Here is a 14,135-nt window from a genome sequence, read left to right on the forward strand (position 1 = left end):
AGATGTTTGACTTGCTCATAAAATAAAATTTGAATTAACGTTGACGTTTATTTTGTTCAGTTTTCAATGTTCAATCTTTATCGCTCTCAAGCGACTTTATTATCATATCAACTTACGAATCTGAAGTCAACAACTTTTTTATTTTTTGTTACCGAATTTTTTCAGCAACAACGTTACTTAATATAACAATTTAAAATACAGACGTCAATACTTTTTAAAAAAATAATTCACCAATAAAAAAACAGTCTAGCATGTTACATCTAGACTGTTTTTAAAGGATCCATAGTTGAACAACAGCCAATGCTGCTACTCCAGCGATACCAAGTACCCCAGCAATCGTTGAAGTGACTAGATTAATCGGCACATGCAATCCGTAATCACCGCTGAAGGAATTAAGTAAGAACAGAAAAAAAGCTCCTACGATCACTTTCACAAAAAGGATACTAGCTAGCTTAACCGGTTTGACTGGAGAAGACAGACTGGCCAGCAAACTAATTAAGAGAACAACAACAATGATCCCTCCGGCTATATACACGTACACCCTCTCCTATTCTTTAAAAGGTTGTCCTTTAAATAAAGAATATGAGGTTCATTAATTTTTTATGCGGATGTTTCTTTTCCTGACTTCACGAAATAAAAAGAAATATTTTGCTTCGTGAATTTTCGTCTGAGCAACTAACTCTTCGTTATGTTCAAAACTCAGCCTTAATAATTCCCGATGCTTAAACCATTCTTGCTTGGATTGCTCTAAGAGTTGCATTAAATTCTCATCATGCGCCTTCTTCAGCTTATTCTTTTTTCGAAAAAACATGAAGATCCCCTTTCTATACTTCTCTTCTTCCTTCTAAGGCTTTAGAAAGTGTCACTTCATCTGCGTATTCAAGGTCTCCTCCGACTGGTAAACCATGAGCTATGCGAGTCACACGAATGCCGGATGGTTTTAATAAGCGAGAAATATACATCGCTGTCGCCTCCCCTTCAATGTTAGGGTTGGTGGCGAGGATGACTTCAACAATAGTTTCATCCTGCAGTCGTTTCAATAAATCCGGAATATTAATATCTTCAGGTCCAATGCCTTCCATAGGAGAGATCGCACCTTGAAGCACGTGATACAACCCGTTAAACTCTTTCATTTTCTCCATAGCAATGACGTCTTTCGGGTCTTGAACAACACAGATTACACTGCGATCGCGGCGTTCATCCGCACAAATAGCACAAGGATCTTGATCCGTAATGTGTCCACACACTGAACAGTAACCAAGGTCTCGTTTCGCATTCACAAGCGATTTAGCAAAATCGAGCACATCTTCTTCTTTCATATCAAGAACAAAAAACGCCAGACGAGCAGCAGTTTTTGGACCGATGCCTGGCAGTTTCATAAAGCTGTCGATCAGCTTTGTTATCGGTTCCGGGTAATACATATGATCATATACCTCCTAGAAAGGTAGGTTCATCCCTTTTGTAAATTGCCCCATTGTAGCGTTTGTTTCATCGTCTACTTTTTTCAAAGCATCGTTTGTCGCCGCAAGCACTAAATCTTGTAACATTTCTACATCTTCAGGATCAACCACTTCTTCTTTAATTTGCACGTCAAGCACTTGTTTTTGTCCAGACATAATGACCTTGACCATTCCGCCACCAGCTGTTCCTTCAAATTGTTTTGCTGAAAGTTCCTCTTGTGCTTCCGCCATTTTCTTTTGCATTTTTTGCATTTGTTTCATCATATTTTGCATATTTCCCATTCCACGCATATGTTTCATCCTCCTAGTAATTAATCTTTAATTTCGAGCAGTTCTTCCCCTACCAGCTTAAGTGCTTCCGAAATAAGAAGATCCTCTTCAGACTGCTCTTCCTGTTCGTGACCATCTTCCTTTTGTGTCTTAATGAAATTTTGTCTAATCGATAACCATACATCCTCTGGAACACCAATCAGTTGATAAAGATTTCCCGTTAACTCTTGTAAAATAGAAGAGATCGACTCAATAAACATGTTGTTTTCCGTGGCCATCTGACAATGGATTTCATATTTGAATTTTAACACGAATGCATCTGGAGAGGCAGCTACAGGCTCTGCATCATTAAGTAGCGCAGCTTGCGATCTCATTTGACGCTGATGAAGATAGTTTAACATATCTCCCCAACGACTTTTAATCAATTGAATATCTTGCTTAGTTGCTCCGGCTAAAACCTTTTCAATTTTAGCTACCGGTGCCTTAAATGCTTTGGAAGAGCGATTCGCCCGTTTAGCTGGAGACTGCGCTTCCGCTTGATGTGCCGATTGCATTGGTTGACTACGAAGCTGCTTCAATTCCCGTTCTAGCGCGGCTATTCTTTCGAGTAATGTATTCGTTTCTGGTATACCCGTCGCTTTCATTGAGGCTTCCGCTTGACACATTTTCACTAAAGCAACTTCTAAATAAATTCGTGCATGGTTGCTGAACTTCATGTCTTGCTGAGTTTGATTTAAGACATGAATATATTCATAAATTTGATCTAGCTCTATTTTTTGAGAAAGAGACACGAACTGATCATCAAGTAATACCCGCTCTAGCGACTCCTCTAAACCAGGCGCAGTTTTGTAAAGAAGCATATCTCGGAAATACAACACGAAGTCCTCAGCCAATCGAGAAGAGTCCTTCCCTTGCATTAACAGCTTCTCGAGAGCAGCAAGCGCTTCAGGTGCATTTTTTTCATATATTGCTTGTGCTAAATGATTGAGCATTTCTTGTCCGACAGCACCCGTTACAGTTAAAGCGTCCTCTTCTGTTAATCGGTCTCCGCTATAAGAAACGGCTTGATCAAGCAAACTAAGGGCATCCCGCATGCCACCTTCAGCCGCTCGGGCAATAATCGGAAGAACTTTCTCTTCATACTCCAGACCGCTTTCTCTCATAATTAGCTCCATCCGCCCTACAATAGCTTGAGAGGTAATGCGCTTGAAATCAAACCGTTGACACCTAGAAATAATCGTCAATGGAATCTTATGAGGTTCTGTTGTAGCTAAAATAAAAATGACATGCTTTGGCGGTTCCTCCAGCGTCTTTAATAAAGCGTTAAACGCTCCAATAGACAGCATATGAACTTCATCGATGATATAGACTTTGTATCGGGCAGCACTAGGTGCATACTTGACTTTGTCACGAATATCTCTAATCTCATCGACTCCATTATTAGAAGCCGCGTCAATTTCAATCACATCTTGAATAGAGCCGTCTGTAATTCCTCGGCAGGCTGCGCATTGATTGCATGGCTCAGTTGCCAGCGCTTGCTCACAGTTGACCGCTTTAGCTAAAATTTTCGCCGCACTTGTCTTTCCCGTCCCGCGCGGACCAGAAAATAAATAAGCATGCGAAATTTTTTGTTGCAGGAGGGCATTTTGCAACGTTTTAGTCACATGTTCTTGACCGACAACATCGATAAAATTTTGCGGTCTCCACACGCGATATAATGCTTGATAACCCATACTTCCCCTCCTCTTTCTCCAATCTTTATCTCCTTGTATTATACCTTGTAAAAAAGAAAAGCGAAAGCGGCCACTGTAGCTAGATAAATCAAAAGGAAAAAGCGACTGATGATATTTTGCACCCGTTCAGCAGATGTGGAAAAGCCGAGCCAAACACAAAAAAACTCACCCTAAACGGATGAGTGTTCTTTATTGTATATAACTGCCGTGCACCTTCCTTCGACAGCCAACCATAAGCGTTACTTAAGCAGTTAGCTCGATCCAGGCTGCCCCGCGGCACATGAGAGAGTCCACTTAATGCTGCTTCCTTCCGGACCTGACATGGTTCATGGGTTCCCATTGCGCAGGACCCGGACGTCAACACCACTTACTTAAGGCAGACCCTACAGTATGACAGCCTCGGGAAGGGATTCAGTCCCGCTAGAGCGGATTGCGAGTACAGGGCACCGCTACCTCCCCACCTAGCACGGCAAAATTGATACCAATATTAGTGTGTCTAATCTTAAATCATCTGACACAAGTAATAGTATACAACCTAGAAGATAAAAAAGCAATAAATAGTCTAGGAGAGAGAACTTCCTTTTTCTCCCTTACTCTTCTGTTTCTCTGCTTTCTTCCGTTCGCGTAGTTCTTTGAAAAAAGCAGTTAATATTTGCCCGCACTCCTCTTCAAGAACACCTGAGAGCACCTCACTTTGATGATTGAACCGGCTATCCTCAAGTAAATTCATCAATGTTCCTGCACAACCTGCTTTAGGGTCTTTAGCTCCGTAAACGACACGAGCGATCCGAGATAAAATAATTGCTCCACTACACATCGGACACGGTTCTAAAGTGACATACAGTTCCGCTCCTTCAAGTCGCCAAGTGTCAAGCTTTTCACATGCTTTCTCAATCGCTAACAATTCCGCGTGAGTAACCGCATTTTGAGTCGTCTCTCGCAAATTATAAGCAGAAGCGATCACTTCTCCTTCATGTACGATCACAGCTCCAATCGGAACTTCGCCCAACTCTCTTGCTTTTTTAGCTTCTTCAAGAGCCAATTCCATATAGTATGTATCATTCTGTTCCATTTTGAATACTCCTTCATAAAAAATAACAGAAACGTAAAGAAGGATCGCTCTTAAAAACATCAGCCATTGTCCTCTTTAACGTTCTTCTCTTACAATCACACTCTCATTACATAATAACAGGATTTTTTCTTATTCGGCTCATGCTCCTGACAAACATTATATGCTACAATATTGCCTAGCTAATTTTTTGGTAGGAGGATCACATCTATGAGCAATGTGGCTTTTCTTGCTGTTGAAGGGCCAATCGGTGCCGGAAAAACCTCTCTCGCTCGCGCAATATCACAACAATTCAACTTTCATCTTTTAAAAGAAATTGTAGACGAAAACCCTTTTCTCAATAAGTTTTATGAGGATATTGATGAGTGGAGTTTCCAAACAGAAATGTTCTTTCTTTGTAACCGCTATAAACAGCTTGAAGATATTCAAAAGAAAGTCTTATTCAACCAACAAGCAACGGTAGCAGATTATCATATTTTTAAAAACCTCATTTTTGCTAACCGAACATTACAAAATCAGCAACTGGAAAAATACGTCCGTATTTATGATATTTTAACGAAGGACATGCCTTCACCTAATCTCATTATTTATATTCATGCCAGTCTTGAAACATTAATGAAGCGGATTGAAAAGAGGGGCCGTGAATTCGAGAAAAATATAGATCCCGCTTATTTACAGCAATTATCAGATGACTATGAGCATTTTATTCATACATTCGAGCAACAAAACAACAATACCTCGATTTTAAGAATTGATGGGGACCAATTAGACTTCGTCGAGAACGAAGAAGATTTACAGTTTATTTTCGACGAAATCGTAAACAGGATACAAAGGAGCAATCAACAACGATGAATCTTCGAGAAAAATACGGAATTCCTAAACAGTCAGTATTCACGATCGCCGGAACGGTGGGAGTAGGAAAATCAACTATGACAAAAGCATTAGCAGAAGCGCTTCATTTTCGCACTTCTTTCGAAAAAGTAGATGCTAATCCATACTTAGATAAATTTTATGATGACTTTAAATCATGGAGCTTTCATTTACAGATCTACTTTCTAGCCGAACGCTTTAAAGAACAAAAGAAGATCTTTGAATATGGGGGAGGCTTTATTCAAGACCGCTCTATTTATGAAGATACTGGAATTTTCGCCCGCATGCATTACGAAAAAGGAACAATGTCCAAAGTTGATTATGAAACATACACAAGTCTATTTCAAGCGATGGTGATGACACCATATTTTCCGCACCCCAATTTATTAATTTACTTAGAAGGTCCATTGGACGACATTCTTGAGCGAATTAACTCGCGTGGACGAATGATGGAAAAAAGCACCCCCGTCTCTTATTGGCAAGAAATGCACCAGCGATATGAAGACTGGATTAATTCCTTCAACACTTGCCCGGTGCTTCGCTTAAACATTAATGATTATGATTTAATCCAAAATCCTGACTCCATCGAGGAAATTATAGAACGAATCAGCTATTTACTAAAGCAAACAACCCATTATCTCAAATAATAAAAAAATCCGCTGCCCGTAAGCAGCGGATTTTAAAATCTCCAATTTATATGCGCTTGTTAATCAATAGTGGCGGAGGAAGAGGGATTCGAACCCCCGCGCGGTTTAACCCGCCTGTCGGTTTTCAAGACCGATCCCTTCAGCCAGACTTGGGTATTCCTCCGTATCGACAAGATTTAATTTATCATATCGCTATTTCGTATGTCAACAGTATTTTTTTAAAGACAGGAGAGGGACGTTCTCTCCTGCTTGATTCCTTAGTTTGAAATCTTTTCTTTACCGCCCATATAAGGTCGTAACACTTCTGGAATGATGACACTTCCATCTTCCTGCTGGTAATTTTCCAAAATGGCAGCCACTGTTCGACCAATCGCCAAACCAGATCCATTCAATGTATGCACATGTTCTGGCTTACCATTTTTCTCACGGCGGAAACGAATATTCGCTCGGCGCGCTTGAAACGCTTCAAAGTTACTGCAAGAAGAAATCTCACGGTATGTCCCATAGCTTGGAATCCACACTTCAATATCATATTTTTTCGCCGCTGTAAAGCCAAGGTCAGCTGTACACATGCTCATTACGCGATATGGCAATTTCAACAATTGCAATACCTTCTCTGCATGACCTGTTAATTTTTCTAGCTCCGCATAAGAATCTTCCGGCTTCACAAAGCGAACTAATTCGACTTTATTAAACTGATGCTGACGAATAAGACCTCGTGTGTCACGACCGGCAGAACCCGCTTCAGACCGGAAACAAGCACTATATGCCGCATAAGCAATCGGCAATTGCTCAGCATCCAAAATTTCATCGCGGTGGTAGTTTGTTACTGGTACTTCCGCTGTTGGAATCAGGAAATAATCTTCTTCTTTAATCAAAAACGCATCTTCTTCAAACTTCGGAAGTTGTCCTGTTCCTGTCATACTTGTACGATTCACCATATAAGGAGGAAGCATTTCTTCATAGCCATGTTCCTCAGAATGAAGATCTAACATAAAGCTAATTAACGCACGTTCAAGCTTTGCACCCATTCCTTTATAAAAGACAAAGCGGCTACCTGTTACTTTTCCTGCACGTTCAAAATCAAGAATACCTAAATCGCCTGCTACATCCCAGTGAGGCTTCGCTTCAAAATCAAATTGCGGGATTTCTCCCCATTTGCGCGCTTCAACATTGTCATCTTCTGTTTCCCCGATCGGAACACTTTCATGCGGAATGTTCGGGATTGTTAATAACAGACCGTTTAATTCTTGTTCTACTTGTTTTAAGTCTTCATCTAATTCTTTAATACGATCGCCTACTTCACGCATTTCTGTAATTAAATGATCGGCATCTTGCTTCTCACGTTTTAATTGGGCCACTTGTTGAGAGACACTGTTTCTCTTACTTTTTAATTCCTCCGTCTCTACAAGTAGTTCACGGCGCTTTTGATCAAGTTTCTCAAAATTATCAAAAGCGGATAAATCTTCACCGCGGTGCTGCAAGCGATTTTTCACTTCTTCAAAATGAGTACGTAAATATTTAATATCTAGCATGTTTGTTCCTCCTTTAATCTTTTTTGAACGCAAAAAACTCGTCCCTAAAAAAGGGACGAGTTAAACCCGCGTTGCCACCCTAGTTGAAAGCAAATGCTTTCCACTCGAAAAAATAACGGTTTTTTACCGTAAATGCCTACTTCAAACGTTCAGCATTTCACTCGAGGATGGATTCACAAGCGCCTTTCACCGATTCTCACCAACCACCGGCTCTCTGAAGAATGAACACCTTGTTACTATTTCCTCTCATCGATTTACTATATGATTCACACTTACAATGTACTATATTCACGTTTTCAGTGCAAGTGTTCTTCCAAAAGAAAAACAAGCACAGAAGAGAACATCTCTTCTGTGCGACAGCCCATTGTTTTCTATACTTGTACTTTCTTTGATTGCTCAACCATGTCCACAAAATAACGAGTGATGCTGTGATCCTCCGTCAATTCTGGATGGAAAGAGCAACCTAAGAAGTTTCGATCTCTAGCTGCCACGATACGATCATCGCATTCAGCCAAAATTTCTGTTTCTGGTCCAACTGATACGATATGCGGTGCACGAATAAAGACCGCTGTATACGAACCGGAAACCCCTTTAATTTCAAGATCCGCTTCAAAGCTTTCTTTTTGACGTCCAAAAGAATTTCGCTCCACTGTAATATCCATCAAGCCGATATGTGCTTCATCATAACCGACAATGTTCTTCGCTAACATAATTAAACCAGCACAAGTACCAAACATCGGCTTCCCTTGACGACCGAATTCTCTCAGTGGCTCCATAAATCCATATAAGTCCACTAATCGACGCATCGTTGTGCTTTCACCACCTGGAAGAATCAATCCATCTAATTCTTCTAGCTGCTCCGCTTTCTTCACGACAATCGCTTCAGCACCAGTTGCTTCAATCGAACGAACATGTTCGCGAACCGCTCCTTGCAAACCTAACACTCCAATTTTGACCATGTTGTATCGCTCCTTTACTTACCAGCCACGTTCTTGCATACGTTGATCCGGAGAAAGAGTAGAGATTTCGATTCCTTTCATCGCTGTACCAAGATCTTTTGAAAGCTCAGCAATTAATTTGTAATCTTGGTAATGAGTAGTCGCTTCTACAATGGCGCGAGCAAATTTAGCTGGGTTATCAGATTTGAAAATTCCAGAACCTACGAATACGCCATCTGCACCAAGTTGCATCATCAGAGCAGCATCCGCTGGTGTTGCTACGCCACCCGCTGCAAAGTTAACAACAGGAAGACGACCTTCGCGTTTAATTTGCATAAGAAGTTCAAATGGCGCACCAAGTAATTTCGCTTCTGTCATCAGTTCATCTTCATTCATGTTCACAACTTTACGCACTTGTGCATTTACTTTGCGCATATGACGAACAGCTTCCACGATATTTCCTGTTCCTGGTTCACCTTTCGTTCTTAACATCGAAGCACCTTCACCGATACGACGAGCTGCTTCACCAAGATCACGGCATCCACAAACAAACGGAACAGTGAAATCGCTTTTTAGTAAGTGATACTCTTCATCTGCTGGAGTTAATACTTCACTTTCATCAATGTAATCAACACCTAACGCTTCTAACACACGTGCTTCTGTAATATGACCAATACGAGCTTTCGCCATTACTGGAATAGATACAGCATTCATTACTTCTTCAATAATACGAGGATCTGCCATACGTGATACGCCACCCGCTGCACGAATATCAGACGGAACACGTTCAAGAGCCATAACAGCTACCGCACCAGCTTCCTCCGCAATTTTCGCTTGTTCTGCATTGATAACGTCCATAATGACGCCACCCTTTTGCATTTCTGCCATTCCACGTTTTACGCGATCTGTACCTGTATTCATTCTATTGTCCTCCTATACCTTTTCGTTATATGTATTTTTCGTTAAAAATAAAATCTCGATTAAAAAACAAATTATTAAGATTAATCTAAACATTTTATTTTTTCCTTAAATATTAATAAACACGAAAAATCACCTTCTGTCAAGATCAGAAGGTGATTTTTATTAAAACCAACCAGTTATCATATCAACCAACCCGTGCCAAACCCCGGAGAAAAAGCCTCCAATCGCTCTCATCGATAAAATAAACCAATTCGCTTTTTCAACTGTTTCAGTCACTACAACTGGTATTTTTGCTTGTGTCGCTTCTTCTTTCGTTAAGTATTTTACAGGTGCTCCTTTTTCAGAAACAACAGATAAAAAACCAACCACTTCGCCTTTTTTTACAGGTGCTTCAAGTTGATTTTCACCAACAAAAACCGAATGTTCATAGTCTATTTTCGCTTTATATTTCGTTTTTTCTCCTTTTTTTACATTAACTATTAACGGAGTTTCTGCTTGAATTGCTACCTGTTTAGATTTACCTTTAGGAATCTGTACAGTTTCTTGCCCTTTTACTTGATAGCCCTTTTTGATAACCTCTTTTTGCTCAAATTGATTAAATCCATAATCAAGCAGTTTCTTTGTTTCTACAAATCTTGCTTCTGGACCGCTTTTGCCCGACGCATCCTTAGCATTCATCACAACCGAGATTAACTGTCTGCCGTCACGTTCAGCTGTTCCAGTGAAACAAGAACCGGCAAAATCAGTTGTACCTGTTTTTAATCCCGTCATCCCTTCATAACTGAACAATAGGGAAGGTAACATCCAGTTCCAATTGGACATTTTAATTTCATCACTTGTTCCTTCACGGAAGCTCTTTTTTGGAATACTGGCTGTTTCTAATACTTCTGGATAGTCTTGCAGTAATTTGAAAGCCAGTTTAGCCGTCGCTCTTGCCGACAAAAGATTTTCATCTTTAGGAGTGCTTGTGTTTGGATGCATTCCTTTTAAATCGCTGTTAGACAGACCGGAGGCATTAACAAATTTATAATCTTTTAAACCAAGCTTTTTCCCTTTTTTATTCATTAGTTTAACGAATTCTGCTTCCGAGCCTGAAATGACTTCTGCAAGAGCAATAGCTGCTCCGTTCGCAGAATAAATCGTCATCGCTTCATACAATTCCCGAACATTATAGGTTTCTCCTAAACGAAGAGGAACGTTAGACAAACTGCGGTCTTGAGAAATTTTATAAGCATACTCACTGACTGTATATTGCTGATCCCAAGTCACTTTTTTCTCATTGATCGCTTCGAGCAATAAATATTCAGTCATCATTTTTGTCATACTAGCAATCCCTAATAATTGATCTGGATTTTGTTCAAATAATATTTGTCCAGTCTCTCCATCTATTAAAATAGCTGCGCTAGCATTTATCTTCATATTTTCTGCCGCTTGAACTGTTTTCGCCGGTAACCATAAACTAGCAACTAATAGCAAGCTCAGTAGCATAGCTACATACTTATTAATCTTTTTACTCCTCACTAATAAACCCTCCATCTTTTATTTCACTTTCGTTATTGTAACATAAATAACTTTTATAAATATATACGAGAATATTCGGACTCATTTCCATTTACATGAAAAAAAGACTGTATAAAGGGAGACTCCCTTTATACAGTCTTTTGACTGTTTCATTATAGAGAATAGTTCGGTGCTTCTTTCGTAATTTGTACATCATGCGGATGACTTTCTCTTAAACCTGCACCCGTCATACGAACGAACTGACTATTTTCACGAAGCTCAGTAAGGTCCTTCGTGCCACAGTAACCCATACCTGCGCGTAAGCCGCCAACTAGTTGATATAAAGTATCAGAAATCGGCCCTTTATAAGGAATGCGTCCTTCAATTCCTTCAGGAACAAATTTCTTCGCATCTTCTTGGAAATAACGGTCTTTTGATCCTTTTTCCATCGCTCCAACAGACCCCATGCCACGATATACTTTAAAACGTCTACCTTGGTAAATTTCTGTTTCCCCAGGACTTTCAGATGTACCTGCTAACAAGCTTCCAAGCATAACCGCATGCCCACCTGCTGCAAGAGCTTTTACGATATCTCCTGAATATTTAATCCCGCCATCAGCAATAATCGCTTTACCATGCTTGCGAGCTTCTGTCGCACAATCATAAACAGCTGTAATTTGAGGAACACCTACTCCTGCTACAACACGAGTTGTACAAATAGACCCAGGTCCAATTCCTACTTTGACTACATCTGCTCCAGCTTCAATTAACGCTTTCGTCGCTTCTGCTGTCGCCACGTTACCTGCAATAATATTTAACTCAGGATATGCCGCACGGATCTCTTTCACTGTCTCAATAACACCTTGAGAATGTCCATGAGCTGTATCCACGACAACTACATCTACATGAGCTTTGACAAGCATTTCAATACGTTTCATTGTATCTTTCGTTACCCCAACTGCTGCGCCAACCAAAAGACGTCCTTGGCTATCTTTCGCTGAGTTAGGGAACTCAATGACTTTTTCAATATCTTTAATCGTAATCAAGCCTTTTAACACGCCTTGACTATCGACTAGTGGGAGCTTTTCAATTTTATACTTTTGAAGAATTTTTTCTGCTTCATCTAACGTCGTTCCAACTGGAGCAGTAACAAGATTTTCCTTTGTCATTACATCATTAATTGGAATCGAATAGTCTTGAATAAAGCGAAGATCACGGTTAGTTAAGATGCCGACAAGCTTTTGTTCCTCTTCATTGTTAACAATCGGAACACCTGAAATACGGTATTTTCCCATTAAATGTTCAGCATCGAACACTTGATGATCCGGCGTTAAGAAGAACGGATCTGTAATAACACCGCTTTCTGAACGTTTGACTTTATCCACTTGCTCAGCTTGTTGCTCAATGCTCATGTTTTTATGAATAATTCCAAGACCGCCTTGGCGCGCCATTCCAATAGCCATATCTGCTTCCGTTACAGTATCCATTCCAGCACTGATCATAGGAATATTTAATTTTAACGTCTCCGTAAGCGTTGTCTGCAAGCTTACATCCTTCGGAAGAACTTCAGATTTAGCAGGCACTAACAGTACATCATCAAAAGTTAAGCCTTCCTTTGAAAACTTATTTTCCCACATTTTTTAAGCCTCCTAGTCGAAAATATTATTAGTAGGTTATCAATTGGGTAAAATACTGTCAAGACATGTAGTAGATGTTAGACTTTTTTGAAAATTCGGAGGTTTCTATGTTTCCTTTTCAAGAAGACCCATTACTCTCTTATTACAGTGTGCCAAGAGCTAAATCTTTCTTGCAAGCTAGCTATAAAGTGAATGAGATTGAACAAGTAGAACAATGCGCTTACGATAACTGTTATCGCTTTATTTACTGTTTAGAGCATGGAGAACTGCTTTTAAAACAGGCTCAACAAGCTCCTATTGCCGTCCAGCCTGTACTGGCATTTTACGGGTTAAGTCATTTATTAAAAGCTTGTCTGCTTACTGTAGACCCCTTTTATCCGACTTCTGTGCAAGTCCTTGCCCACGGACTATCTTCTCGAAAAAAGAAAAAGCAAAATTATCATTTCTTTCAAGATGAAGTGAAAATACAACGGCACGGCCTATTTATTCATTTTAGTGAAAAAATGTTTCATACAACGCATATAGAAGGAACAAAGTTAAAGATGAAAACCTTACTTAAACAAATCCCTGAACTGTCTTCTTTGTTCCTTCCATATGAGAAACACTCCACCTCTATTAAATCAGAGAAAAACGAGGAAACCATTTTCTACTCAGAGTTAATGATTTATTACGCCCTTCTCTATAATTTAAGCATGATCGCCCGTTACGAAACAGAATGGTGGTATGAGTTGCTGAAGTTAATGCCTGGTGAAGAATATCCCTTTATTAAACAATTTTTAACTATTTCTATTCATAAAACACCTCTATTGATCGAGGACTATTTACGAAAAGGCGCTGTTAAATAATAAGGTTGACTCATCAAAAATAAGAAAATACATTTTCTCAAGCATTATTTATAACAGCTTTTGAATATCATTTTCAATTTTTGCAGGGCTTGTTTGCGGAGCATAACGACCAATAACTTCGCCTTCTCTATTGATCAAAAACTTGGTGAAATTCCATTTAATCCCTTCAGTTAATAATCCTGATTGTTTTTTTGTTAAGAATTGAAACAAAGGGTTCGCATGAGAACCTTTTACTTCTGTTTTTGCAAACATCGGAAAAGATACGCCATAGTTTACCTGGCAAAACTCTATAATTTGATCATTTGCGGCAAATTCTTGATTCATAAACTGATCGCTAGGGAACCCTAACACTGTGAATCCTTGTTCTTTATACTTTTCATAAAGTGCTTGCAGTTCGGTAAACTGAGGCGTAAAACCGCATTTACTGGCCGTATTCACAATCAATAATACTTGTCCTTTATAGTTAGAAAGCAAAACAGATTCACCATTTATTTTTGTTACTTCAATATCATAAATTGATTCCATTGTATACTCCTCCTTTAGCGCTTAAGCTACTATTTTTAATTGTATCTCTTCATGATGACAAATAGCAAAAAGGAAGCGTTCATAAATAGGAAACACTAATAATTTGGTCGACAAAAAAAGAACAGCCTGAGCTGTTCTTTTCGTTAGTGCCTGGCAACGTCCTACTCTCACAGGGGGAAACCCCC

The 14,135-nt window shown here is 39.6% G+C and carries 15 protein-coding genes, 1 tRNA gene, 1 other RNA gene and 1 other annotated feature; of the genes, 3 read left to right on the forward strand and 14 right to left on the reverse strand.

What is annotated here, in order from left to right; translation table 11 throughout:
* Window positions 1–271 precede the first annotated feature (271 nt).
* From IRB43_RS17105 to tadA, 7 genes are all read right to left on the reverse strand, one after another.
* Complete coding sequence (locus tag IRB43_RS17105; RefSeq protein WP_203364675.1) at window positions 272–535, reverse strand: pro-sigmaK processing inhibitor BofA family protein; 264 nt, start codon at window positions 533–535, stop codon at window positions 272–274.
* A gap of 57 nt (window positions 536–592) precedes the next feature.
* Entirely contained in the window at window positions 593–811 is a 219-nt protein-coding gene (locus tag IRB43_RS17110; RefSeq protein WP_203364676.1) for a YaaL family protein, read from the reverse strand.
* A 13-nt stretch (window positions 812–824) separates the two neighbouring features.
* Complete coding sequence (gene recR / locus IRB43_RS17115) at window positions 825–1,421, reverse strand: recombination mediator RecR (protein WP_203364677.1); 597 nt, start codon at window positions 1,419–1,421, stop codon at window positions 825–827.
* Window positions 1,422–1,436: 15 nt separating this feature from the next.
* On the reverse strand, window positions 1,437–1,751 hold the full coding sequence (locus IRB43_RS17120) for a YbaB/EbfC family nucleoid-associated protein (RefSeq protein WP_203364678.1): 315 nt from the start codon (window positions 1,749–1,751) through the stop codon (window positions 1,437–1,439).
* A 20-nt stretch (window positions 1,752–1,771) separates the two neighbouring features.
* Window positions 1,772–3,463: a DNA polymerase III subunit gamma/tau gene (gene dnaX / locus IRB43_RS17125; RefSeq protein WP_203364679.1), complete on the reverse strand. Its 1,692-nt coding sequence runs from the start codon at window positions 3,461–3,463 to the stop codon at window positions 1,772–1,774.
* A 205-nt stretch (window positions 3,464–3,668) separates the two neighbouring features.
* Window positions 3,669–3,933, reverse strand: an RNA gene (gene ffs, locus IRB43_RS17130) — signal recognition particle sRNA large type.
* Window positions 3,934–4,025: 92 nt separating this feature from the next.
* Window positions 4,026–4,535: a tRNA adenosine(34) deaminase TadA gene (tadA, locus tag IRB43_RS17135; RefSeq protein ID WP_203364680.1), complete on the reverse strand. Its 510-nt coding sequence runs from the start codon at window positions 4,533–4,535 to the stop codon at window positions 4,026–4,028.
* Window positions 4,536–4,742: 207 nt separating this feature from the next.
* Here tadA and IRB43_RS17140 point away from each other — a divergent pair, with 207 nt between their 5' ends.
* Window positions 4,743–5,384 carry a deoxynucleoside kinase gene (locus IRB43_RS17140; RefSeq protein ID WP_203364681.1) on the forward strand — a complete coding sequence of 214 codons (642 nt, stop codon included), beginning with the start codon at window positions 4,743–4,745 and terminating at the stop codon, window positions 5,382–5,384.
* Window positions 5,381–6,049, forward strand: a complete 669-nt coding sequence (locus tag IRB43_RS17145; protein ID WP_203364682.1) for a deoxynucleoside kinase — start codon at window positions 5,381–5,383, stop codon at window positions 6,047–6,049. Before IRB43_RS17140 ends, IRB43_RS17145 begins: the two co-directional genes overlap by 4 nt.
* A gap of 70 nt (window positions 6,050–6,119) precedes the next feature.
* On the opposite strand, the gene IRB43_RS17150 is transcribed toward IRB43_RS17145, so the two are convergent.
* The 6 genes from IRB43_RS17150 to guaB all read right to left on the reverse strand — a co-directional run bounded on the left by IRB43_RS17150 (window position 6,120) and on the right by guaB (window position 12,580).
* A tRNA-Ser gene (locus IRB43_RS17150) sits at window positions 6,120–6,212 on the reverse strand.
* A gap of 94 nt (window positions 6,213–6,306) precedes the next feature.
* Window positions 6,307–7,584: a serine--tRNA ligase gene (gene serS / locus IRB43_RS17155; RefSeq protein ID WP_203364683.1), complete on the reverse strand. Its 1,278-nt coding sequence runs from the start codon at window positions 7,582–7,584 to the stop codon at window positions 6,307–6,309.
* Window positions 7,585–7,632: 48 nt separating this feature from the next.
* Window positions 7,633–7,843: a binding site (T-box leader), on the reverse strand.
* A gap of 112 nt (window positions 7,844–7,955) precedes the next feature.
* Window positions 7,956–8,543, reverse strand: coding sequence for a pyridoxal 5'-phosphate synthase glutaminase subunit PdxT (gene pdxT / locus IRB43_RS17160; RefSeq protein ID WP_203364684.1), 588 nt, complete (start codon window positions 8,541–8,543; stop codon window positions 7,956–7,958).
* An 18-nt stretch (window positions 8,544–8,561) separates the two neighbouring features.
* Entirely contained in the window at window positions 8,562–9,443 is an 882-nt protein-coding gene (gene pdxS / locus IRB43_RS17165; RefSeq protein ID WP_203364685.1) for a pyridoxal 5'-phosphate synthase lyase subunit PdxS, read from the reverse strand.
* A 162-nt stretch (window positions 9,444–9,605) separates the two neighbouring features.
* Window positions 9,606–10,964 (reverse strand): serine hydrolase, encoded by a 1,359-nt coding sequence (locus IRB43_RS17170; RefSeq protein WP_343070910.1) that lies wholly within the window; start codon window positions 10,962–10,964, stop codon window positions 9,606–9,608.
* A gap of 152 nt (window positions 10,965–11,116) precedes the next feature.
* Window positions 11,117–12,580 (reverse strand): IMP dehydrogenase, encoded by a 1,464-nt coding sequence (gene guaB, locus IRB43_RS17175; protein WP_203364687.1) that lies wholly within the window; start codon window positions 12,578–12,580, stop codon window positions 11,117–11,119.
* 107 nt (window positions 12,581–12,687) lie between these two features.
* On the opposite strand from guaB, the gene IRB43_RS17180 reads away from it, so the two are divergent.
* Complete coding sequence (locus IRB43_RS17180) at window positions 12,688–13,425, forward strand: YaaC family protein (RefSeq protein WP_238942082.1); 738 nt, start codon at window positions 12,688–12,690, stop codon at window positions 13,423–13,425.
* Between the two features lie 48 nt (window positions 13,426–13,473).
* On the opposite strand, the gene IRB43_RS17185 is transcribed toward IRB43_RS17180, so the two are convergent.
* Window positions 13,474–13,950, reverse strand: coding sequence for a glutathione peroxidase (locus IRB43_RS17185; RefSeq protein ID WP_203364689.1), 477 nt, complete (start codon window positions 13,948–13,950; stop codon window positions 13,474–13,476).
* Between the last annotated feature and the right edge of the window lie 185 nt (window positions 13,951–14,135).

It is taken from the genome of Bacillus sp. REN10 (genome assembly GCF_016820555.1).
In the GTDB taxonomy this organism is placed as follows: domain Bacteria; phylum Bacillota; class Bacilli; order Bacillales; family Domibacillaceae; genus Bacillus_CE.

Excerpts from the sequence above, each read along its gene's own strand:
- IRB43_RS17110 (WP_203364676.1), bottom strand. The coding sequence starts at position 811 with ATGTTTTTTCGAAAAAAGAATAAGCTGAAGAAGGCGCATGATGAGAAT.
- recR (WP_203364677.1), bottom strand. The coding sequence starts at position 1,421 with ATGTATTACCCGGAACCGATAACAAAGCTGATCGACAGCTTTATGAAA.
- IRB43_RS17120 (WP_203364678.1), bottom strand. The coding sequence starts at position 1,751 with ATGCGTGGAATGGGAAATATGCAAAATATGATGAAACAAATGCAAAAA.
- dnaX (WP_203364679.1), bottom strand. The coding sequence starts at position 3,463 with ATGGGTTATCAAGCATTATATCGCGTGTGGAGACCGCAAAATTTTATC.
- tadA (WP_203364680.1), bottom strand. The coding sequence starts at position 4,535 with ATGGAACAGAATGATACATACTATATGGAATTGGCTCTTGAAGAAGCT.
- IRB43_RS17140 (WP_203364681.1), top strand. The coding sequence starts at position 4,743 with ATGAGCAATGTGGCTTTTCTTGCTGTTGAAGGGCCAATCGGTGCCGGA.
- IRB43_RS17145 (WP_203364682.1), top strand. The coding sequence starts at position 5,381 with ATGAATCTTCGAGAAAAATACGGAATTCCTAAACAGTCAGTATTCACG.
- serS (WP_203364683.1), bottom strand. The coding sequence starts at position 7,584 with ATGCTAGATATTAAATATTTACGTACTCATTTTGAAGAAGTGAAAAAT.
- pdxT (WP_203364684.1), bottom strand. The coding sequence starts at position 8,543 with ATGGTCAAAATTGGAGTGTTAGGTTTGCAAGGAGCGGTTCGCGAACAT.
- pdxS (WP_203364685.1), bottom strand. The coding sequence starts at position 9,443 with ATGAATACAGGTACAGATCGCGTAAAACGTGGAATGGCAGAAATGCAA.
- guaB (WP_203364687.1), bottom strand. The coding sequence starts at position 12,580 with ATGTGGGAAAATAAGTTTTCAAAGGAAGGCTTAACTTTTGATGATGTA.
- IRB43_RS17180 (WP_238942082.1), top strand. The coding sequence starts at position 12,688 with ATGTTTCCTTTTCAAGAAGACCCATTACTCTCTTATTACAGTGTGCCA.
- IRB43_RS17185 (WP_203364689.1), bottom strand. The coding sequence starts at position 13,950 with ATGGAATCAATTTATGATATTGAAGTAACAAAAATAAATGGTGAATCT.